We start from the raw sequence: 20,885 nt of genomic DNA, 5'->3' as shown, positions 1-20,885 counted from the left end.
GGCTCCGCGCCGGGGCCGCGCCCCCGGGCACGAGCAGTGGAGGGGACAGCGACAATGCCGGCCGAGAAGAGCTCCGCCGTACGCAGCCGCCGGCCGGCGCCGCCCCGTGGCGCGGGACGCGGCTCCCCGGTCCCCCGCACCCCGCGCGGCGGAGGCGCGCGGCGCCTCTACGAGCAGGCACGCCGGGCCTGGGACCGGCCCCTGACCGCCTACTACGTGATCCTGGGCTCCAGCCTCCTGATCACCGTCCTGGGCCTGGTGATGGTCTACTCCGCCTCGATGATCAAGGCGTTGAGCATCGACAAGTCCTCGACGTACTTCTTCGGCAAGCAGTTCGTCGCCGCCGTCATCGGGGGCGCGCTCATGCTGATCGCCTCCCGGATGCCGGTGAAGCTCCACCGCGCGCTGGCCTACCCGATGCTGATGATCACGGTCTTCCTGATGGTCCTGGTCCAGGTGCCGGGGATAGGGATGTCGGTCAACGGCAACCAGAACTGGCTCTACCTGGGCGGCCCGTTCCAGATCCAGCCCAGCGAGTTCGGCAAGCTCGCGCTCATCCTCTGGGGCGCCGACCTGCTCGCCCGCAAGCAGGACAAGCGGTTGCTGACGCAGTGGAAGCACATGCTCGTCCCGCTCGTCCCGGTCGCCTTCATGCTGCTCGGGCTGATCATGCTGGGCGGCGACATGGGGACCGCGATCATTCTCACGGCGATCCTCTTCGGCCTGCTCTGGCTGGCCGGCGCCCCCACCCGGCTCTTCGCCGGGGTGCTCGGATTCGCCGCCGTCATCGCGTTCCTGCTGATCTGGACCAGCCCCAACCGGATGTCCCGGCTCTCCTGCATGGGCATCGTCGGCGAACCCGACCCGGACGGCGGCTGCTGGCAGGCCGCCCACGGAATCTACGCTCTGGCCTCCGGCGGATGGTTCGGTTCCGGGCTGGGTGCGAGTGTGGAAAAATGGGGTCAACTCCCGGAACCCCACACCGACTTCATCTTCGCGATCACCGGTGAGGAACTGGGGTTGGCAGGGACGCTGTCCGTGCTCGCCCTGTTCGCGGCTCTAGGCTATGCGGGTATCCGCGTGGCCGGACGCACGGAGGACCCCTTCGTCAGGTATGCCGCGGGAGGCGTGACCACCTGGATCATGGCCCAGGCCGTGATCAACATCGGTGCGGTGCTCGGCCTGTTGCCGATCGCCGGTGTCCCGCTCCCGCTGTTCTCCTACGGAGGGTCCGCCCTGCTGCCGACGATGTTCGCGGTCGGGCTCATGATCGCCTTCGCGCGGGACGATCCCGCCGCGAGGGCGGCCCTGGCCATGCGGAGGCCCGGGGTGAGATGGAAGACGATGAGACGGCGCGTCAAGAAGCGTTCGTCCGGAGAGCGGTGAATTTCGGTGCATGTCGTACTCGCCGGCGGGGGGACCGCCGGACACATCGAGCCCGCGCTTGCCCTCGCAGACGCCCTGCGCAGGCAGGACCCGACCGTGGGAATCACTGCCCTCGGCACGGAACGCGGCCTGGAGACCAGGCTCGTACCCGAGCGGGGGTACGAGCTCGCCCTCATCCCTGCCGTGCCGCTGCCCCGTAAGCCCACCCCCGAGCTGATCACCGTCCCGGGCCGGCTGCGCGGCACGATCAAGGCCGCCGAGCAGGTCCTGGAGCGCACCAAGGCGGACTGCGTGGTCGGCTTCGGCGGCTACGTCGCGCTGCCCGGCTACCTCGCCGCCAAGCGCGTCGGCGTCCCGATCGTGGTCCACGAGGCCAACGCCCGCCCGGGCCTCGCCAACAAGATCGGCTCCCGGTACGCCCACGGGGTCGCCGTCTCCACGCCGGACAGCAAGCTGCGCGGCGCCCGCTACATCGGCATCCCGCTGCGCCGCACCATCGCCACCCTGGACCGCGCCCGGGTCCGCCCGGAGGCCCGCGCCTCCTTCGGCCTCGACCCCAACCTGCCCACGCTGCTGGTCTCCGGCGGCTCGCAGGGCGCGCGCCACCTCAACGAGGTGGTCCAGCGGGTCGCGCCGCTGCTCCAGCGCTCCGGGATCCAGATCCTCCATGTGGTCGGTCCGAAGAACGAATTGCCGCGCATCGACAACATGCCCGGGATGCCGCCCTACATCCCGGTACCGTACGTGGACCGGATGGACCTCGCGTACGCCGCGGCCGACATGATGCTCTGCCGCGCGGGCGCGATGACCGTCGCCGAACTCTCCGCCGTCGGGCTCCCCGCCGCCTACGTCCCGCTGCCCATCGGCAACGGCGAACAGCGGCTGAACGCCCAGCCGGTGGTCAACGCCGGCGGCGGCCTGCTGGTGGACGACGCGGCGCTGACCCCGGAGTGGGTGCAGGGCAACGTCCTGCCGGTGCTCTCGGACCCCCACCGGCTGTACGAAATGTCCCGTGCCGCCGCCGAGTTCGGCCGGCGCGACGCCGACGACCTGCTCGTCGGCATGGTGTACGAAGCGATCGCCGCACGCCACTAGGCGTGCGGCGCGAGGCGGTGCGGACCCGGGGCGGGCGCCCCGGGTCCGGCGAAGGAGCGAGCGTGGCCGGACCGACGACCGCCCAGCGCGGCGCAACGGGGCGTGCGGACACCCCCGCCCGCCCGCCGCACATCGGCCCCGAGGAGCGCCGGATCAGCCGCCGTACGCTGCTGATCCTGATCGGTGTCGCGGCGGCCCTGCTCACCGCTTTCATCATCTGGGTGCTCTACGGCTCCTCCTGGCTCCGCGTCGAACGCGTCTCCACCACCGGCGTCGAGGTGCTGACCCGGCAGGAAGTGGAAGCGGTTGCCGCCGCGCCGATCGGAGCCCCGCTGATCTCCGTGGACACCGGGGCCATCGAAGCCCGGTTGCGCCAGAAGTTGCCTCGTATCGACTCGGTGGATGTCGTACGGTCCTGGCCGCACCGCATCAGCCTTAAGGTGACCGAACGCAAGCCGGTCCTGCTGGTCGAAAAGGGTGCGAAGTTCGTCGAAGTGGACGGTAGGGGCTTCCGGTTCGCCACGGTGGACCGGGCTCCCAAGGGCGTACCCCTGCTGGAGCTGAAGCCGGAACGGTCGGCGAGCCTGCGCCGGTTCGGCAGTGACCGTCTGTTGCAGGAAGCGGTTCAGGTCGCGGGTGAACTCCCCAAGGGGGTCGCCAAGGACACCGAGGCCGTACGGATCACCTCGTACGACGCGGTTTCCTTGCGGCTCACACGGGATCGGCTGGTGATCTGGGGCAGTAGTGAGGACGGGCCCGAGAAGGCGCGTGTTCTCACCGCTCTCATGAAGGCGGAGCCCAAAGCGGGACAGTTCGACGTGAGTGCCCCCAGCGCCCCTGCGGTATCGGGGAGTTGACGTGCATTTGTGCTGGCCAGCACCCTGGTTGGTCAGCGCTACGGGTGATCACATAGGGTGAAAAGAAAAACGGGAGGTTCGGCGTGTTCGTTGAACGTGCGCCACTTGTCGACTTAGTGTCCTGTTCGGAAGAGTCCAGGAAGCAGACACACTGGTAACCCTAAAGTTGAACGTTAGGGTTTGGGTCGGCGTTCGGACCGTCCCCATCGACATCAGTCGTCGCCGCGGGTCCTCCGCAGAGCGACGACACGTAACTCGAGGCGAGAGGCCTTCGACGTGGCAGCACCGCAGAACTACCTCGCAGTCATCAAGGTCATCGGTGTCGGCGGCGGTGGTGTCAATGCCATCAACCGAATGATCGAGGTCGGTCTCAAGGGCGTCGAGTTCATCGCGATCAACACGGATGCACAAGCCCTGTTGATGAGCGACGCCGACGTCAAGCTCGACGTCGGCCGCGAACTCACCCGGGGCCTCGGCGCCGGGGCGAACCCGGCCGTCGGTCGTAAGGCGGCAGAGGACCACCGTGAGGAGATCGAGGAGGTCCTCAAGGGGGCCGACATGGTCTTCGTCACCGCCGGAGAAGGCGGCGGCACCGGCACCGGCGGCGCACCCGTCGTCGCCAACATCGCGCGCTCGCTCGGCGCCCTGACGATCGGTGTGGTCACCCGCCCGTTCACCTTCGAGGGCCGGCGACGCGCGAATCAGGCGGAGGACGGCATCGCCGAACTCCGCGAAGAGGTCGACACCCTCATCGTCATCCCCAACGACCGCCTGCTGTCCATCTCGGACCGTCAGGTCAGCGTCCTCGACGCCTTCAAGTCGGCCGACCAGGTCCTGCTCTCTGGTGTCCAGGGCATCACCGACCTGATCACCACCCCGGGCCTGATCAACCTCGACTTCGCCGACGTCAAGTCGGTCATGTCCGAGGCCGGATCGGCGCTCATGGGCATCGGCTCGGCGCGCGGCGACGACCGCGCGGTCGCGGCGGCGGAGATGGCGATCTCCTCGCCGCTCCTGGAGGCGTCCATCGACGGCGCCCGGGGCGTCCTGCTCTCCATCTCCGGCGGCAGCGACCTCGGTCTCTTCGAGATCAACGAGGCCGCCCAGCTGGTGAGCGAGGCGGCCCACCCCGAGGCCAACATCATCTTCGGCGCCGTCATCGACGACGCCCTGGGTGACGAGGTGCGGGTCACCGTGATCGCGGCCGGGTTCGACGGCGGACAGCCGCCGACCCGCCGGGAGAGCGCCCTCGGCGGCAACACGAACAAGAGGGAGGAGCCGGCCGCTCCGGCCAGGCCCTCCGCGGAGTCCGCGCGCCCGGCCGGCGGACTCGGCTCCGTACCTCCGCGCGAGGAGAGCCCGGCCCCGGCCGAGCCCGCCCCCGCGTCGGCTTCGAGCGAGAGCCCGCTGTCGCAGGTCTCTCCGCCGCACGTCCCGCCGGCCCGTCCCTACCAGGACACCCAGGCCGAAGAGCTGGACGTACCGGACTTCTTGAAGTGATAGGTCACCACCAGGCGGAACCCGTCACGGGCAGCGCTCACTTCGCCTTCACCGACCGGTGGGGCGGGGTGAGCGCCGCTCCGTACGGTGAGCTCAACCTCGGCGGCGCGGTCGGTGACGACCCCGCCGCCGTCGGCGCGAACCGCGAGCGCGCGGCCCGCCGGCTCGGCCTCGACCCGGCCTCGGTCGTCTGGATGAACCAGGTGCACGGCCGGGACGTGGCGGTGGTCGACGGACCCTGGGGCACGGACGCGGAGATCCCGGCCGTGGACGCGCTGGTGACCACGCGGCGCGGACTCGCGCTCGCGGTCCTCACCGCCGACTGCACCCCCGTCCTCCTCGCCGACCCGGTCGCCGGAGTCGTCGGGGCGGCGCACGCCGGGCGGCCGGGGCTGGTCGCCGGAGTCGTCCCCGCGGTGGTCGAGGCCATGACCGCGCTGGGCGCACGCCCCTCCCGGATCACCGCGCACACCGGACCGGCCGTCTGCGGACGGTGCTACGAAGTGCCGGAGGCGATGCGCGCCGAGGTCGCCGCGGCCGTCCCCGGCACCTGGGCCGAGACCAGCTGGGGGACCCCGGCGGTCGACGTCACCGGCGGAGTCCACGCCCAGCTCACCGCTCTCGGCGTGAGTGACCTGCACCGTTCGCCGGTCTGCACCCGTGAATCGGGCGACCACTTCTCGTACCGCCGCGACCGCACCACCGGGCGGCTCGCCGGATATGTCTGGTTGGACGGATAGGGCATGACGGACCGTAAGGCTCAACTCGCGGCGAATCTCGCACAGGTGGAGGAAAGGATCACCTCCGCCTGCGCCGCGGCCGGCCGCAAGCGCGAGGAGGTGACCCTGATCGTGGTCACCAAGACCTACCCCGCGAGCGATGTGCGGATTCTGCACGAACTGGGAGTGCGTCATGTCGCGGAGAATCGTGACCAGGACGCGGCACCGAAAGCCACCGCTTGTGCGGATCTGTCCCTGACATGGCACTTTGTCGGACAATTGCAGACGAACAAGGTTCGTTCTGTGACGAGTTATGCCGATGTCGTGCAGTCGGTGGACCGGATCAAGCTGGTCACGGCCCTCTCGGCCGCGGCGGTCCGCGCGGAGCGCGAGCTCGGCTGTCTGATCCAGGTCGCCCTGGACGCGGAGAGCGGCGAGCGCGGTGAGCGCGGCGGGGTCGCGCCGGACGGGATCGAGGAGTTGGCGGCCGCGGTCGACGCGGCCGAGGGTCTGCGGCTGGACGGCCTGATGACCGTGGCGCCGCTGGCCGGACCGTTTGCCGGCAGGCAACGGGCCGCGTTCGACCGGCTGATGGAATTCGCCACCCGCCTGCGCACCGGTCATCCGGCTGCGAACATGGTCTCCGCAGGTATGAGTGCGGACCTCGAGGACGCGGTGGCGGCCGGAGCGACACATGTACGCGTCGGTACGGCGGTACTCGGAGTCCGACCCGGGCTCGGGTAACGTCGCGAAGCAAGTCGGACCACAGCAGAAAATATGGTCATTCCCCAGTACAACGGGGCGGACCACAGTGGATCGCGGGCACTTGGTGACGAATGCCGATCCACCACAGAGCGGAGGACTCGGAGCATGGCCGGCGCGATGCGCAAGATGGCGGTCTACCTCGGCCTCGTGGAGGACGATGGGTACGACGGTCCGGGGTTCGACCCCGACGACGAATTCGAACCTGAGCCGGAGCCCGAGCGGCGACGGCATCAGCCCCCGCACCAGGTGGAACGCGAGCGCGAGCGGGAGCGCGAAAGGGACGAACCGGTACGAGTGGTGCAACCGCCCGCCCAGCGCGAGCCGGTTCAGCTCCCCGCGGAAAGCGGGCGACCCGCCCGAATCGCCCCCGTGGCATCCATCACACCTGAACGTCCGAACATGGAGAAGAACGCACCGGTGATCATGCCCAAGGTCGTGTCCGAGCGGGAGCCGTACCGCATCACCACGCTGCACCCCAGGACCTACAACGAGGCCCGTACCATCGGGGAACACTTCCGTGAGGGCACTCCGGTGATCATGAATCTCACGGAGATGGACGATACGGACGCGAAGCGACTTGTCGACTTTGCCGCAGGACTCGTCTTCGGGCTCCATGGCAGCATTGAACGCGTGACGCAGAAGGTGTTCCTGTTGTCGCCTGCTAACGTCGATGTCACGGCGGAGGACAAGGCCCGCATCGCAGAGGGCGGATTCTTCAACCAGAGCTGAGAACACGACACCGGGAACAACCCGGCCGCGAGGCCGGTACCGGCCGAGAGGCCGGAGCTACGAGAGCCAGGGGAGAGGGAAGCGCGAGACATGGGCGTCGCACTGGATGTGGTCTATATCGCGCTGATGTGTTTCCTCATCGTGCTGATCTTCCGGCTGGTCATGGACTACGTCTTCCAGTTCGCACGTTCATGGCAACCCGGCAAGGCGATGGTGGTCGTACTTGAGGCCACCTACACTGTCACCGATCCACCGCTCAAGCTTCTGCGGCGGTTCATTCCGCCGCTGCGTCTCGGGGGCGTGGCACTCGACCTGTCCTTCTTCGTTCTGATGATCATCGTCTACATCCTGATCAGCGTTGTGGTCAGGTTGTGAGCGATACGGTCTTGCCGACTGCCGACGACTACGTAGAGGTGAAGAAGAGATGCCGTTGACCCCCGAGGACGTGCGGAACAAGCAGTTCACGACCGTCCGCCTCCGAGAAGGCTATGACGAGGACGAGGTCGATGCCTTTCTCGACGAGGTCGAATCGGAGCTGACCCGTCTGCTCCGTGAGAACGAGGACCTGCGCGCCAAGCTGGCCGCCGCGACGCGTGCCGCCGCGCAGAACCAGCAGCAACAGCAGCAGCAGGGTATGCGCAAGCCCCCGGAGCAGCAGGACCGCCCGGGTGCACCCGTCCCCGCCGCCATATCTGGACCGCCGCAGCAGCAGCAGCCCCCGCAGATGGGTCCGCCCCAGCTGCCCGGTGGAGCTCCGCAGCTGCCTGCCGGCCCCAGCGGTCACGGCCCCCAGGGCGGCCACGGCGGCCCGCAGGGTCCGCACGGCCCCGGCCCGATGCAGGGCGGTCCCATGGGTGGCCCGATGGGCGGCCCCATGGGTCAGCACCCCCAGCAGCAGCAGATGCAGCAGATGCAGCAGCCGCAGATGCAGCAGCAGGGGCAGGGCCCCGGTGGCGACAGCGCCGCCCGTGTCCTCTCGCTCGCCCAGCAGACCGCCGACCAGGCGATCGCGGAGGCCCGTTCCGAGGCCAACAAGATCGTCGGCGAGGCGCGCAGCCGTGCCGAGGGTCTGGAGCGCGACGCCCGTGCCAAGGCCGACGCCCTGGAGCGGGACGCGCAGGAGAAGCACCGCGTGGCGATGGGCTCGCTGGAGTCGGCCCGCGCGACGCTGGAGCGCAAGGTCGAGGACCTGCGCGGCTTCGAGCGCGAGTACCGCACGCGGCTGAAGTCCTACCTGGAGAGCCAGCTGCGTCAGCTGGAGACCCAGTCGGACGACTCGCTCGCCCCGCCGCGGACTCCGGCGACCGCCTCGCTGCCGCCGTCCCCCTCGCTGGCTCCGGCCGGTGCGGGTGCGATGGGTCACTCCATGGGCAGCTCCAACCACGGTGGCCACGGCGGCCAGCAGATGGGTGGCGGTCAGTCCATGGGCGGTGCGCCGTCCTACGGTGGGCAGCAGCAGATGTCGCCCGCGATGACGCAGCCGATGGCGCCGGTTCGGCCTCAGGCGCCGCAGCCGATGCAGCAGGCGCCGTCGCCGATGCGTGGGTTTCTGATCGACGAGGACGACAACTGAGCGGATCGCGCTCGCTGAGCGCGTAGCCGTCGGCAGTCAAAGGGCCGGGCCCCGGGGAAACCCCGGGGCCCGGCCCTTTGACGTGGGCGCCGCGCCGTTGTTGCCGGGTGCGGGTGGGGGCGCCTGCGGCGGGCCGTTCCCCTACCCGCCCCTTCCCGAAACCGGGGCGCTGCCCCGGACCCCGCTCCTCAAGCGCCGGAGGGGCTATCTGTAGCCTCGCCGGCGCTTGAGGAGCGGGGTCCGGGGGCGGAGCCCCTGAGGTGGGTACGGCGGAGGGCCCGGCCGGAGCGTGTCCGGCCGGGCCCTCCGTCCTACGGACCTACTGCTTGCGCAGGCGGAACACCAGCTCCAGGCCCTCGTCCTCGAACGGCGCGCCGTACGTGTCGTCCGCCTCGCCCTCCGCGTACTCCACCGCCAGCACCTCGTCCGCGATCAGCGGCTTGTGCTCCGTGAGGGCCTCCACCGTGGCCGGGGACGTCGAGGTCCAGCGGACGGCGATGCGGTCCGCCACGTCCAGGCCGCTGTTCTTGCGGGCCTCCTGGATCAGGCGGATCGCGTCACGGGCCAGGCCCGCGCGGCGCAGCTCCGGGGTGATCTCCAGGTCCAGCGCCACCGTCGCACCCGCGTCCGATGCGACCGACCAGCCCTCGCGCGGGGTCTCCGTGATGATGACCTCATCGGGGGTGAGGGTGATCTGCTCGCCCTCCACCTCCACCGACGCCGTGCCCTCGCGCAGGGCCAGGGAGAGCGCCGCCGCGTCCGCGTTCGCCACCGCCTTGGCCACCGCCTGCACGCCCTTGCCGAACCGCTTGCCCAGCGCCCGGAAGTTGGCCTTCGCCGTCGTGTCGACCAGCGAGCCGCCGACCTCCGAGAGCGTGGCCAGCGATGTGACGTTCAGCTCCTCCGTGATCTGCGCCCGCAGGTCCGGAGCGAGCGACTCGAAGCCCGCCGCCGCCACCAGCGCCCGCGACAGCGGCTGGCGCGTCTTCACGCCCGACTCCGCGCGCGTGGCCCGGCCCAGCTCCACCAGGCGGCGCACCAGCGCCATCTGGGTCGAGAGCGTCGGGTCGATCGCCGCCAGGTCCGCCTTCGGCCACGAGGACAGGTGCACCGACTCCGGGGCGTCCGGCGTGACCGGTACCACCAGGTCCTGCCAGACGCGCTCGGTGATGAACGGGGTCAGCGGCGCCATCAGCCGGGTCACCGTCTCGACCACCTCGTGCAGCGTGCGCAGTGCCGCCTTGTCGCCCTGCCAGAAGCGGCGGCGCGAGCGGCGTACGTACCAGTTGGAGAGGTCGTCCACGAACGCCGAGAGCAGCTTGCCGGCGCGCTGGGTGTCGTACCCCTCCATCGCGACCGTCATCTGGTCGACCAGCGCGTTGAGTTCGCTCAGCAGCCAGCGGTCCAGGACCGTGCGGTCCGCCGGGGCCGGGTCGGCCGCCGACGGGGCCCAGCCCGACGTGCGCGCGTACAGGGCCTGGAACGCGACCGTGTTCCAGTACGTCAGCAGCGTCTTGCGGACGACCTCCTGGATCGTGCCGTGGCCCACCCGCCGTGCCGCCCACGGGGAGCCGCCCGCCGCCATGAACCACCGCACCGCGTCCGCCCCGTGCTGGTCCATCAGCGGGATCGGCTGGAGGATGTTGCCCAGGTGCTTGGACATCTTGCGGCCGTCCTCGGCGAGGATGTGGCCCAGGCAGACCACGTTCTCGTACGAGGACTTGTCGAAGACCAGCGTGCCGACCGCCATCAGCGTGTAGAACCAGCCGCGGGTCTGGTCGATGGCCTCCGAGATGAACTGCGCCGGGTAGCGGCTCTCGAAGATCTCCTTGTTCTTGTACGGGTAGCCCCACTGCGCGAACGGCATCGAACCCGAGTCGTACCAGGCGTCGATGACCTCCGGGACCCGGTACGCCTCCAGCTGGCAGTTCTCGTGCGTGCAGGTGAAGGTGACCTCGTCGATGAACGGGCGGTGGGGGTCCAGGGACGACTGGTCGGTGCCTGTCAGTTCCGTCAGTTCCGCCCGTGAGCCCACGCAGCTCAGATGGTTGTCCTCGCAGCGCCAGACCGGCAGCGGCGTGCCCCAGTAGCGGTTACGGGAGAGCGCCCAGTCCACGTTGTTGTTCAGCCAGTCGCCGAAGCGGCCGTTCTTGACCGAGTCCGGGAACCAGTTGGTCTTCTCGTTCTCCTGGAGGAGGCGGTCCTTGATGGCCGTCGTCCTGATGTACCAGGACGGCTGCGCGTAGTAGAGCAGCGCCGTGTGGCAGCGCCAGCAGTGCGGGTAGCTGTGCTCGTACGGGACGTGGCGGAAGAGCTTGCCCCGCGCGTCCAGGTCCGCGGTGAGCGCCTCGTCGGCCTTCTTGAAGAAGACGCCGCCGACCAGCGGGAGGTCTTCCTCGAAGGTGCCGTCGGGGCGCACCGGGTTGACCACCGGGAGGCCGTACGCACGGCAGACCAGGAGGTCGTCGGCGCCGAAGGCGGGGGACTGGTGGACCAGACCCGTACCGTCCTCGGTCGTGACGTACTCCGCGTTGACCACGTAGTGCGCCTCGGCCGGGAAGTCGACCAGCGTGAAGGGGCGCTCGTAGGTCCAGCGCTCCATCTCCGCGCCGGTGAACGACTGGCCGGTCACCTCCCAGCCCTCGCCGAGGGCCTTCTCCAGGAGGGGTTCGGCGACGACGAGCTTCTCCTCGCCGTTCGTCGCGACGACGTAGCGGACCTCGGGGTGCGCGGCGACCGCCGTGTTGGAGACCAGCGTCCACGGCGTGGTCGTCCAGACCAGGAGCGCCGCCTCGCCGGCCAGCGGGCCGGAGGTGAGGGGGAAGCGGACGAAGACCGAGGGGTCGACGACCGTCTCGTACCCCTGGGCCAGCTCGTGGTCGGAGAGGCCCGTGCCGCAGCGCGGGCACCAGGGGGCGACGCGGTGGTCCTGGACCAGCAGGTCCTTGTTGAAGATCTCCTTCAGCGACCACCACACGGAGTCGACGTACTCCGGGTCCATCGTGCGGTACGCGTCGTCCAGGTCGACCCAGTAGCCCATACGCGTCGTGAGCTCGGCGAACGCGTCGGTGTGGCGGGTCACCGACTCCCGGCACTTGGCGTTGAACTCGGCGATGCCGAACGCCTCGATGTCCTTCTTGCCGTTGAAGCCCAGTTCCTTCTCCACCGCGAGTTCGACCGGCAGGCCGTGGCAGTCCCAGCCGGCCTTGCGGCCCACGTGGTAGCCCTGCATGGTGCGGAAGCGGGGGAAGACGTCCTTGAAGACGCGGGCCTCGATGTGGTGGGCGCCGGGCATGCCGTTGGCGGTGGGCGGGCCCTCGTAGAAGACCCACTCGGGGCGGCCCTCGGACTGGTCGAGGCTCTTCTCGAACACCTTGTTCTCTTGCCAGAAGTCGAGAACGGCGTGTTCCAGCGCGGGCAGGTCGACCTGGGCGGGTACCTGGCGGTACTGCGGCGATGTCATGTGCGGCTTCCTCCGGCGGACGTATTCCACTTCCGTCGGAGGGACGAGAGCGTCTCGGCTCCCGCGGTACCACCCTCCTTGGCCCCGGGCGTGCCCGTGGCCCCCTCATTGGGGTCGCGATGCCGGGTCTAGTGGCCTCGGTGTCCGTGGGGCGGAACCCACGGTCCGAGGCGTTCTTCCGGCGGCTCCGGGGTGATCTTCACGACGCGCTCGCCCCCGGGCTCCCACCGTCCCCGGGTCGCTGCTGGCTGCGTACGGCGCTACTCGTCCCATCCATGCCTTTCGCTGGGCCCAGTGTACGGGCCCGTACGGCTGACGGCCGACCGGTTTAACCCGGGGCCCGGGCGTGACCCGAATGGCCAGTCGGGGGCGTACGGAGTCGGCTGCGCGGTGCGGGGGCCTGCGGGGGCTGGATTACCGGGCGGGGAGCTGGGAACAACGGATGCAGGCGCGCCACGACCGGGTACGGGGAGGGGCGAAAGGGCGGCGTGCCCCGTTGCCGCGGGGCTGGGGTCGATTTATCGTCCCAGCACGATTCGCGTGCAAGATCACAATATGTGAAGGGGCCGCGGCCATGGTGGCGAAGAAGACGGCGGAAGAGACCGCGGCCGGGCAGAAGGCCGACGGGAAGCCACCGGCCGACGGGACGTCCGAGGACGGGACGGCAGAGGAGAAGGCGCCCGCGGGAAAGGCGGCCGGCAAGAAGGCGGTCGGCAGGAAAACGGCCGCCAAGAAGACCGCTGCGAAGAAAGCGCCTGCCAAGAAGACCGCGGCGAAGAAAACAGCCGCCAAGAAGAGCACCACGAGCACCAAGAAGAGCGCCGCGAAGAAGAGCGCGGCCAAGAAGGCTTCGAAGACGGCCGCAGAGACGGCCACGGGGGCGGCTGCGGCCGCCGAGGAGACGGGAGCCCACACGGTGGTAGCCAAGAAGAGCGCGAGTCGCCCCGCAGCCGGTACGGACGAGGCGGCCGTGCCGCCCGCCCGGGCCGCCGCCGCGACCGCTCCCGGCGAGCTGGCGGTACGGCCCGGGGAGGACCCCTGGACGCCCGAGGAGGTCACCGAGGCGCGCACCCTGCTGACCAGCGAGATCGTACGGCTGCGGAGCGAGCTGGAGGCCTCCGGCGCGGCGCTGGCCGGGCTGATGCGGGACTCCGGCGACGGCGCGGGTGACGACGAGGCCGACACGGGCACCAAGAACATCACGCGGGAACACGAGCTGTCGCTGGCCGCCAACGCCCAGGAGATGCTGGAGCAGACCGAGCGGGCCCTCGCGCGGCTGGAGGCGGGGACCTACGGGCTCTGCGAGATCTGCGGCAAGCCGATCGGCAAGGCGCGGATGCAGGCGTTCCCCCGCGCCACCCTCTGCGTCGAGGACAAGCAGAAGCAGGAGCGGCGCGGCTGACCCGTACAGGTGTGTCGTACCCTCGTCCTCAGTCAGGCACCTAGGTTGAGGGACTCACGTGGCAGAGGCGGAGCGCATCATCGGTACGCCGGACAATCCCGAGACCGAGCACCCGGACGAAGGCGGCTCCACGGCCGCCGACGCCGCGGTGAACGCGGGCCGGGGCAAGCGCAAGATCCTGGTGCTCATCGGCGTCTCCGTCGTCGCCTACCTGCTGGACCTGGTCAGCAAGCTGATCGTGGTCGCCAAGCTGGAGCACCAGCCGCCGATCGACATCATCGGCGACTGGCTGCAATTCCGGGCGCTGCGCAACCCGGGGGCCGCCTTCGGGTTCGGCGAGGCGTTCACGGTGATCTTCACGGTCATCGCGGCCGGTGTGATCGTGGTCGTGATCCGGCTGGCCCGCAAGCTCTACAGCCTGCCGTGGGCCATCGCCCTGGGGCTGCTCCTGGGCGGTGCGCTCGGCAACCTCACCGACCGGATCTTCCGGGCGCCCGGCGTGTTCGAAGGGGCGGTGGTCGACTTCATCGCCCCCAAGCACTTCGCCGTCTTCAACCTCGCCGACTCCGCCATCGTCTGCGGCGGCATCCTCATCGTCATCCTCTCCTTCAAGGGCCTGGACCCCGACGGCACTGTCCACAAGGACTGACCGGGCGGCGCGGGCACCGGCGGGCGCAAGGCATACTCGACAGGTGAGTACGCACCCCGAGATCCGCACCCTGCCCGTACCGGACGGCCTGGAAGGCGAGCGTGTCGACGCCGCCATCTCCAGGATGTTCGGTTTCTCCCGCACCAAGGCCGCCGAGCTGGCCGCTGCCGGGAAGGTCCAGGTGGACGGTTCGGTGGCCGGCAAGTCCGAGCGTGTGCACGGCGGCGCCTGGCTGGAGGTCGAGATGCCGGGAGCGCCCGCCCCGGTCCAGATCGTCGCCGAGCCCGTCGAGGGCATGGAGATCGTCCACGACGACGACGACATCGTGGTCATCATGAAGCCGGTCGGCGTCGCGGCCCACCCCAGCCCCGGCTGGACCGGCACCACCGTCATCGGCGGCCTCGCCGCCGCCGGGTACCGCATCTCCACGTCCGGCGCCGCCGAGCGCCAGGGCATCGTGCACCGCCTCGACGTCGGCACCTCCGGCCTGATGGTCGTCGCCAAGTCCGAGCGCGCCTACACGCTGCTGAAGGCCCAGTTCCGCGACCGGGTCGTCGACAAGAAGTACCACGCGCTCGTGCAGGGCCACCCGGACCCGATGAGCGGCACCATCGACGCCCCCATCGGGCGCCACCCCAACCACGACTACAAGTGGGCCGTCACCGCCGAGGGCAAGCCGTCGGTGACCCACTACGACCTCATCGAGGCGTACCGCGCCGCCAGCCTCCTGGACATCAAGCTGGAGACCGGCCGCACCCACCAGATCCGGGTCCACATGTCCGCCCACCGCCACCCCTGCGTCGGCGACCTGACGTACGGCGCCGACCCGACCCTGGCCAAGCGGCTCGGGCTGACCCGGCAGTGGCTGCACGCCGTGCGCCTGGGCTTCGAGCACCCGAGCGACGGCAGCTGGGTGGAGTTCTCCAGCACCTACCCCGCCGATCTCCAGCACGCCCTCGACACCATCGCCGCGGAGAGCCAGTGACCGCCGTACCACCCGCGTACACCACCCGCAGGGCCGTCGAGGAGAGCGACCTGGCGGCCTGCTTCCAGGTGCGCAAGGAAGTCTTCGTCGGCGAGCAGAACGTGCCCGAGGAGATCGAGTACGACGCCTACGACCCGACCGCCGTGCACGTCCTGGCCGTCGCGGCCGACGGCACCGCCCTCGGCACGGGACGGCTGCTGTACGGCGAGATCGCGGCCGGGAAGACCGGCGGCGACCTCACCGTCGGTTCGCTCGGCCGGCTCGCGGTGACCCAGCGGGCGCGCGGCCTCGGCGTCGGCGCCGCCCTGGTGCGCGCCATCGAGGAGGAGGCGGCCCTGCTCGGCCTGGCCGCCGTCGACCTGCACGCCCAGACCCACGCCCTCGGCTTCTACGAACGGCTCGGATACGTCGCGTACGGCCCCGAGTTCCCGGACGCGGGCATTGCCCACCGGGCGATGCGACGCGCACTGCCCCAGGCCCGGGGCTGACTTCGTCCGCGGGGGGTCTCGTCCTCCCCGTGAACCGTGCGTGGCAGGGTGGAGGCCCCGCCCGGCCGTCGACCCGGCCGGGCTCCTGACGGCCGCTCATCCGGCCGGACCCGCAGGCACGGCCGGCCGTGACCTGTGCCTCGGCCCGGCGTGAGAGGTACGGAACCGTACGCTCCGGAAGGCATCTCCCGTGGATCAAATGGCCCTGCTGCTCCTGCTGCTGCTCGGAGCCGTGGTCACGGTGCCGCTCGGCGCCCGCCTGGGGCTGCCGGCACCGGTCCTGATGACGCTGGCCGGGGTCGCGATGGCGTTCGCGCCCTTCGTGCCGAACGTCAGCATCCCGCCCGAGATCATCCTCCCGGCCCTGCTGCCGCCGCTGCTCTACGCCTCCGTGCAGCGCACCTCCTGGCGCCAGTTCGCCGCCAACAAACGGCCGATCTTCCTGCTGGCCGTCGCCCTGGTCTTCGTCACCACGGCTGCCGTCGCCGCGGTCGCCAACTCGATCGTGCCGGGGCTGCCGATCGCCGCCGCCGTCGCGCTGGGCGCGCTCGTCGCCCCGCCCGACCCGGTCGCCGCGACCGCCGTGGCCGGCTCGGTCGGACTGCCGCGCCGACTGGTGTCGATCCTGGAGGGCGAGGGGCTCTTCAACGACGTCACCGCGATCGTGCTCTACCACGTGGCCATCGCCGCGGCGGTGAGCGGCAGCTTCTCGGTGCCCGAGGCCTTCGGGCTGCTGATCCTCTCCGCCGTGGTCGCGATCGCCGTCGGCCTCGCGCTCGGCTGGCTCACCATCAAGCTGATGGGGCTCCTCGGCGACGCCACCCTCCAGGTCGGCCTGAGCCTCCTGGTGCCCTTCGTCGCCTACGTCCTCGCCGAGGAGCTGATGGGCTCCGGCGTGCTCGCCGTCCTGACCATCGCGCTCTACCTCGCCGAGCACACCGCCGACGCCGACGACGTGCTCGGGCGGCTCACCGGACGTACCTTCTGGGAGATCGTCGACACCCTGGTCACCGGTGTGGCCTTCGGGCTGATCGGCCTGGAGCTGCACAGTGTGTTCGGCACCTCCGACGGCCGCGAATTCCAGATGCTCGGCTGGGGGCTCGCGATCGTCGGGGTCGTCGTCGGCGTACGGCTGGCGTGGCTGCTGCCCGCCACCTGGCTCGCCAAACGGCTGCACACCCGGCGGGACGTCAGCGAGGAGATCCCGACCAGCTGGCGGGAGACCGTCGTCATGTGGTGGGCCGGGATGCGCGGGGTGGCCTCCGTCGCGCTGGCGCTGGCGATCCCGCTGGAGACGGACGACGGGCAGCCCTTCCCCGGCCGCGACGAGATCATCTTCGTCGCCTTCTGCGTGATCATGGTCACCCTCGTCTTCCAGGGGCTCACCCTGCCCTGGCTGGTCCGCAAGCTCAGGGTCCGCGCCGACTCCGACGCGGAGGAGGCCCTGGAGCGGGACCTCGCCCTGCGCGCCGCCAAGGCCGCCAAGCACCGGCTCAAGGAGATCCAGGAGGTCGAGGAGTTCCCGGACGAGGTCATGGAGCGGCTCCAGCGGGCCGCGTACGACATCGGGGCCCGGATCAACCCGGAGATCGTCGACGAGGAGCGGCGCGAGGCGTACGCGAAGCGGGCCGAGCGGTTCCAGGCGGTCAGCCGGGTCCAGCGCGAGATGATGTCGGCCGCCCGCCACGAGGTCCTCTCGGCCCGCAACGAGGCCGGCTCCGACCCGGAGGTCGTGGACCGGGTGCTGCGCTACCTGGACGTGCGCTCCCTGCGCTGAGGCTCCGGGTCCCGTACGGGGGCGGCCGCGGCCGCCCCCTGCGTACGGCCGCCCCTCAGCCCCGCCCCGTCCGGGGCGCCTTGGATTCGTCCAGGTCGCGGGAGGGGCCGGAACCGTTGCGGCCGGGCCGGGGCCGCGCCCCCGTCAGCTCCGCCCACTGCTCGCCCGGCGGCAGCGCGGCGGGGGAGCTGGCGATACGCGGCAGCGCGTACGGGTGGTGGTCGCGGAGCCAGCCGATCAGCTGCTCGCGCACCGCGCACCGCACCGTCCAGATGTCGTCCGCGTCCTTCGCCGTGACCACCGCCCGCACCTGGATCGTGGTCGGGGTCGTGTCGGTGACGGCGAGGGACCAGTCCCGGCCGTCCCAGGCGGCGATGTCACCGAGGATGTCCCGCAGCTTCTTGCGCATCGCGGCCACCGGAGCCGCGTGGTCCAGGTGGAAGAAGACCGTGCCGGTCATCTGGACCCCGCCGCGCGACCAGTTCTCGAACGGCTTGCCGGTGAAGTACGAGACCGGCATCGTGATCCGCCGCTCGTCCCACGTCCGTACCGCCAGGAAGGTCAGCGTGATCTCCTCGACCGTGCCCCACTCGCCGTCCACCACCACCGTGTCGCCGATCCGGACCATGTCCCCGAACGCGATCTGGAGCCCCGCGAAGAGGTTGCCGAGGGTCGACTGGGCGGCCACACCGGCGACGATGCCGACCACCCCGGCCGAGGCCAGCATCGAGGTGCCGACCGCGCGCATCGCCGGGAGCGTCAGCATCATCGCGGCGAGGGCGACGACCGTCACCACCGCTATCACCACCCGCTGGATCAGCGTCACCTGCGTACGGACCCGGCGCACCCGGGCCGGATCGCGGGTGGACGTGGCGTACCGCGCGTAACTGGACTCGACGACCGTCGCGGCGACCCGCACCACCAGCCACGCCGTGGCGCCGATCAGCACGAGCGAGAGGACCTGGCCGATCCCGGCCCGGTGCTCCCACACCCAGGCGATGCCCGACTGGCGGTAACTGCCGCGCAGCAGCGCGGTGATGATCACCACTTGCAGCGGTGGCCGGCAGCGCCGCAGCAGACCCCACAGCGGGGTCTCGTGGTGGCGGCTGTCGGCCCTGCGCAGCAGCCGGTCGACCAGCCAGCCGATCAGCAGGGTGATCACCACGGATCCGCCGAAGACGATCAGCGGGCGCAGCACGTTCTCCATCGTCCGGTCCTCCAAGCATTGAGGCGCAACTGGCACCATGGGCCTCATGAACATCATGCTTTTCCACTCGACCTACGGGCTCACGCCCGCAGTGCACGCCGCGGCCGCACGTCTGAGGGACGCCGGCCACGAGGTGCGCGTGCCCGATCTGTTCGAGGGGCACACCTTTGACACGGTGGAGGAAGGCATGGCCTTCAAGGAGGAGGTCGGCAAGGAGGAGCTGCTGAAGCGCGCCGTGCTGGCCGCCGCGCCCTACTCCGACCAGGGGCTCGTCTACGCCGGTTTCTCCCTGGGGGCGGCGACCGCGCAGACCCTGGCGCTCGGCGACGCGAAGGCGCGCGGGCTGCTGCTCTTCCACGGCACCTCGGACATCGCCGAGAACGCGACGGTGGACGAGCTCCCCGTCCAGCTGCACGTCGCGGACCCGGACCCCTTCGAGTCCCACGACTGGCTGAACAGCTGGTACCTCCAGATGCAGCGCACCGGCGCGGACGTGGAGATCTACCGCTACCCCGGGGCCGGCCACCTGTTCACCGACCCCGATCTCCACGACTTCGACCAGGCGGCCGCCGAGCAGACCTGGAAAGTAGCGCTCGGCTTCCTGGCCACGCTGTAGGGCGGCTCAGCGCACCGGCCGGTCCACCCGCTCCACCCGCTGCGTGCCCCGGCGCGTCCGGTAGGAGCGGGACCAGGCCGACGCGGCGTCCTTGGCCGTCTTGTCGGAGAGCACGTAGTAGTCCATCTGCGAGCGCTCGGCGGTGACGTCCAGGACGCCGTAGCCGTGCGAGTCCATGTCCACCCACTTCACATGGCGGTTGGCGGTGCGGACGGCCGCCGCCGCGGCCAGCGACACGGTCTGCGGCGCGACCCGCAGGATGTCGTCCAGGTTGTCCGAGGTCACCGACGTGACGACGAACTCTGTCGCCGCCGAGGGCGACAGCGGGTACGTCGCCGCCTTCACCGGCACCTCACTGGCCCAGGCCATGTGCACGTCGCCGGTCAGGAACACCGTGTCGGTGATCCCCCGGTCCCGCAGATGCCCGATCAGCTCCTTGCGGTCGTCGGTATACCCGTCCCACTGGTCGACGCTCACCGCCAGCCCCTCCTTCGGCAGCCCCAGCAGCCCGGTGAGCGGCCCCAGCAGATGGGCGGGGAGGGCCCCGAAGGCGACCGGCGAGATCATCACCGACGTCCCCACCAGCTTCCACACCGCGTCCGACCCGGCCAGACCCGCCTTCAGCCAGTCCAGCTGCGCCCGGCCGGTGATCGTCCGCTCCGGGTCGTCCACCGCCCCGTTGCCGATGGACGCCTGCTGGGAACGGAAGCTCCGCAGGTCCAGCAGGTGCAGGTCGGCCAGCCGCCCGAACCGCAGCCGCCGGTAGACCGTCCCCTCGGTGGAGGCGCGGACCGGCATCCACTCGAAGTACGCCTGCTTGGCCGCCGCCACCCGCTGCTCCCACACCCCCTCCGTCCCCGGGGTGTGGTTCTGCGCCCCGCCCGACCAGGCGTCGTTGGCGAACTCGTGGTCGTCCCAGATCGCGATGACCGGATGCGCGGCGTGCAGCGCCTGGAGGTCGGTGTCGGTCTTGTAGGTGCCGTGCCTGAGGCGGTAGTCGGCCAGGTTCAGGATCTCGTGGGCGGGCCGGTGCTCGCGCAGGGCCGCGCCCTGGGTCGGGTAGCCGCCGGTCGCGTACTCGTACAGGTAGTCGCCCAGGTGCAGCACCGCGTCCAGGTCGTTATGGGCGGCGAGATGGCGGTACGCGGAGAACCAGCCCGCCTCCCAGTTGGCGCAGGACACCACACCGAAGCGGAGGCCGGCCACGCTCGCCCCGGTGGCGGGCGCGGTGCGGGTACGGCCGACGGGGGAGCGGACCTCGGCGCCCTCGCCGCCCGCCGTGAACCGGAAGTGGTACGAGGTGGCCGGCCGCAGTCCGCGGACGTCGGCCTTCACCGTGTGGTCGGAGGCGGCCGAGGCGAGCGTCGTCCCGCTCGCGGCTATCGCGGTGAACTCCCGGTCCTCCGCGATCTCCCAGCGCACCGGCGTATCCGCCCCGCGCCCCGAACCGGGCTCCGCGCCGGGCTCAGGGGTGACGCGGGTCCACAGCAGGACCCCGTCGGGCAGCGGGTCACCGGAGGCGACGCCGTGGAGGAAGGCGGGGGCCGCCGCCTGGGAGTCGGCGGTGGCGGAGGTGGTGGTCGCGGCGGAGAGTACGGGGACGGCGGCGGCGGTCGCGGCGGCGGCCCGGACGACCGTGCGGCGGCTCGGCGAGGGTACGTGTCGACTGGTCAC

The 20,885-nt window shown here is 70.8% G+C and carries 18 protein-coding genes; 15 read left to right on the top strand and 3 right to left on the bottom strand.

Annotation, left to right across the window (positions count from 1 at the left end; all coding sequences use genetic code 11):
• The first annotated feature begins 54 nt into the window (after window positions 1–54).
• The 9 genes from ftsW (at window position 55) to GTY67_RS06955 (ending at window position 8,624) form a co-directional block, all read left to right on the top strand.
• The gene (gene ftsW, locus GTY67_RS06995) at window positions 55–1,386 is read left to right on the top strand and encodes a putative lipid II flippase FtsW (RefSeq protein ID WP_161278113.1); all 1,332 of its coding nucleotides are present in this window, start codon (window positions 55–57) and stop codon (window positions 1,384–1,386) included.
• A gap of 6 nt (window positions 1,387–1,392) precedes the next feature.
• Window positions 1,393–2,481 carry an undecaprenyldiphospho-muramoylpentapeptide beta-N-acetylglucosaminyltransferase gene (gene murG, locus GTY67_RS06990; RefSeq protein WP_093686657.1) on the top strand — a complete coding sequence of 363 codons (1,089 nt, stop codon included), beginning with the start codon at window positions 1,393–1,395 and terminating at the stop codon, window positions 2,479–2,481.
• A gap of 62 nt (window positions 2,482–2,543) precedes the next feature.
• Window positions 2,544–3,338, top strand: a complete 795-nt coding sequence (locus GTY67_RS06985; protein WP_161278112.1) for an FtsQ-type POTRA domain-containing protein — start codon at window positions 2,544–2,546, stop codon at window positions 3,336–3,338.
• 276 nt (window positions 3,339–3,614) lie between these two features.
• Window positions 3,615–4,838, top strand: a complete 1,224-nt coding sequence (ftsZ, locus tag GTY67_RS06980) for a cell division protein FtsZ (protein ID WP_093686660.1) — start codon at window positions 3,615–3,617, stop codon at window positions 4,836–4,838.
• Window positions 4,835–5,578: a peptidoglycan editing factor PgeF gene (gene pgeF / locus GTY67_RS06975; RefSeq protein ID WP_161278111.1), complete on the top strand. Its 744-nt coding sequence runs from the start codon at window positions 4,835–4,837 to the stop codon at window positions 5,576–5,578. The genes ftsZ and pgeF overlap by 4 nt, the downstream gene beginning before the upstream one ends.
• A 3-nt stretch (window positions 5,579–5,581) precedes the next feature.
• A complete protein-coding gene (locus tag GTY67_RS06970; RefSeq protein WP_161278110.1) occupies window positions 5,582–6,301 on the top strand; it encodes a YggS family pyridoxal phosphate-dependent enzyme in 720 nt (239 codons plus the stop codon).
• A gap of 126 nt (window positions 6,302–6,427) precedes the next feature.
• On the top strand, window positions 6,428–7,051 hold the full coding sequence (gene sepF, locus GTY67_RS06965; protein WP_093686663.1) for a cell division protein SepF: 624 nt from the start codon (window positions 6,428–6,430) through the stop codon (window positions 7,049–7,051).
• Between the two features lie 90 nt (window positions 7,052–7,141).
• Window positions 7,142–7,426: a YggT family protein gene (locus tag GTY67_RS06960; RefSeq protein WP_006123846.1), complete on the top strand. Its 285-nt coding sequence runs from the start codon at window positions 7,142–7,144 to the stop codon at window positions 7,424–7,426.
• Between the two features lie 49 nt (window positions 7,427–7,475).
• Window positions 7,476–8,624 carry a DivIVA domain-containing protein gene (locus GTY67_RS06955; protein ID WP_093686664.1) on the top strand — a complete coding sequence of 383 codons (1,149 nt, stop codon included), beginning with the start codon at window positions 7,476–7,478 and terminating at the stop codon, window positions 8,622–8,624.
• A 319-nt stretch (window positions 8,625–8,943) separates the two neighbouring features.
• Here GTY67_RS06955 and ileS read toward each other — a convergent pair whose 3' ends face one another.
• On the bottom strand, window positions 8,944–12,087 hold the full coding sequence (gene ileS, locus GTY67_RS06950) for an isoleucine--tRNA ligase (protein WP_161278109.1): 3,144 nt from the start codon (window positions 12,085–12,087) through the stop codon (window positions 8,944–8,946).
• Window positions 12,088–12,661: 574 nt separating this feature from the next.
• Between ileS and GTY67_RS06945 the strand changes: the two genes are divergently transcribed.
• The 5 genes from GTY67_RS06945 (at window position 12,662) to GTY67_RS06925 (ending at window position 17,388) form a co-directional block, all read left to right on the top strand.
• A complete protein-coding gene (locus GTY67_RS06945; protein ID WP_161278108.1) occupies window positions 12,662–13,489 on the top strand; it encodes a TraR/DksA C4-type zinc finger protein in 828 nt (275 codons plus the stop codon).
• 58 nt (window positions 13,490–13,547) lie between these two features.
• Entirely contained in the window at window positions 13,548–14,138 is a 591-nt protein-coding gene (lspA, locus tag GTY67_RS06940) for a signal peptidase II (protein WP_093686667.1), read from the top strand.
• 43 nt (window positions 14,139–14,181) lie between these two features.
• Window positions 14,182–15,123, top strand: a complete 942-nt coding sequence (locus GTY67_RS06935) for an RluA family pseudouridine synthase (RefSeq protein WP_093686668.1) — start codon at window positions 14,182–14,184, stop codon at window positions 15,121–15,123.
• Window positions 15,120–15,611, top strand: a complete 492-nt coding sequence (locus GTY67_RS06930; RefSeq protein ID WP_161278107.1) for a GNAT family N-acetyltransferase — start codon at window positions 15,120–15,122, stop codon at window positions 15,609–15,611. Before GTY67_RS06935 ends, GTY67_RS06930 begins: the two co-directional genes overlap by 4 nt.
• A 190-nt stretch (window positions 15,612–15,801) precedes the next feature.
• Window positions 15,802–17,388, top strand: coding sequence for a Na+/H+ antiporter (locus tag GTY67_RS06925; RefSeq protein WP_093686670.1), 1,587 nt, complete (start codon window positions 15,802–15,804; stop codon window positions 17,386–17,388).
• Window positions 17,389–17,443: 55 nt separating this feature from the next.
• On the opposite strand, the gene GTY67_RS06920 is transcribed toward GTY67_RS06925, so the two are convergent.
• Window positions 17,444–18,595 (bottom strand): mechanosensitive ion channel domain-containing protein, encoded by a 1,152-nt coding sequence (locus tag GTY67_RS06920; RefSeq protein ID WP_093686671.1) that lies wholly within the window; start codon window positions 18,593–18,595, stop codon window positions 17,444–17,446.
• A gap of 37 nt (window positions 18,596–18,632) precedes the next feature.
• Between GTY67_RS06920 and GTY67_RS06915 the strand changes: the two genes are divergently transcribed.
• A complete protein-coding gene (locus GTY67_RS06915) occupies window positions 18,633–19,211 on the top strand; it encodes a dienelactone hydrolase family protein (RefSeq protein WP_093686672.1) in 579 nt (192 codons plus the stop codon).
• Window positions 19,212–19,217: 6 nt separating this feature from the next.
• Here the strand turns inward: GTY67_RS06915 and GTY67_RS06910 are convergent, their stop codons facing one another.
• A complete protein-coding gene (locus GTY67_RS06910; protein WP_161278106.1) occupies window positions 19,218–20,885 on the bottom strand; it encodes an alkaline phosphatase D family protein in 1,668 nt (555 codons plus the stop codon).

Origin of the sequence: Streptomyces sp. SID8374, from assembly GCF_009865135.1 — a bacterium.
Lineage (GTDB): Bacteria > Actinomycetota > Actinomycetes > Streptomycetales > Streptomycetaceae > Streptomyces.
Note: the sequence above shows the minus strand (reverse complement) of the source record. Positions and strands in the feature narration are given on the sequence as shown.

Excerpts from the sequence above, each read along its gene's own strand:
- ftsW (WP_161278113.1), top strand. The coding sequence starts at position 55 with ATGCCGGCCGAGAAGAGCTCCGCCGTACGCAGCCGCCGGCCGGCGCCG.
- GTY67_RS06970 (WP_161278110.1), top strand. The coding sequence starts at position 5,582 with ATGACGGACCGTAAGGCTCAACTCGCGGCGAATCTCGCACAGGTGGAG.
- sepF (WP_093686663.1), top strand. The coding sequence starts at position 6,428 with ATGGCCGGCGCGATGCGCAAGATGGCGGTCTACCTCGGCCTCGTGGAG.
- GTY67_RS06960 (WP_006123846.1), top strand. The coding sequence starts at position 7,142 with ATGGGCGTCGCACTGGATGTGGTCTATATCGCGCTGATGTGTTTCCTC.
- GTY67_RS06955 (WP_093686664.1), top strand. The coding sequence starts at position 7,476 with ATGCCGTTGACCCCCGAGGACGTGCGGAACAAGCAGTTCACGACCGTC.
- ileS (WP_161278109.1), bottom strand. The coding sequence starts at position 12,087 with ATGACATCGCCGCAGTACCGCCAGGTACCCGCCCAGGTCGACCTGCCC.
- GTY67_RS06945 (WP_161278108.1), top strand. The coding sequence starts at position 12,662 with ATGGTGGCGAAGAAGACGGCGGAAGAGACCGCGGCCGGGCAGAAGGCC.
- GTY67_RS06920 (WP_093686671.1), bottom strand. The coding sequence starts at position 18,595 with ATGGAGAACGTGCTGCGCCCGCTGATCGTCTTCGGCGGATCCGTGGTG.
- GTY67_RS06915 (WP_093686672.1), top strand. The coding sequence starts at position 18,633 with ATGGGCCTCATGAACATCATGCTTTTCCACTCGACCTACGGGCTCACG.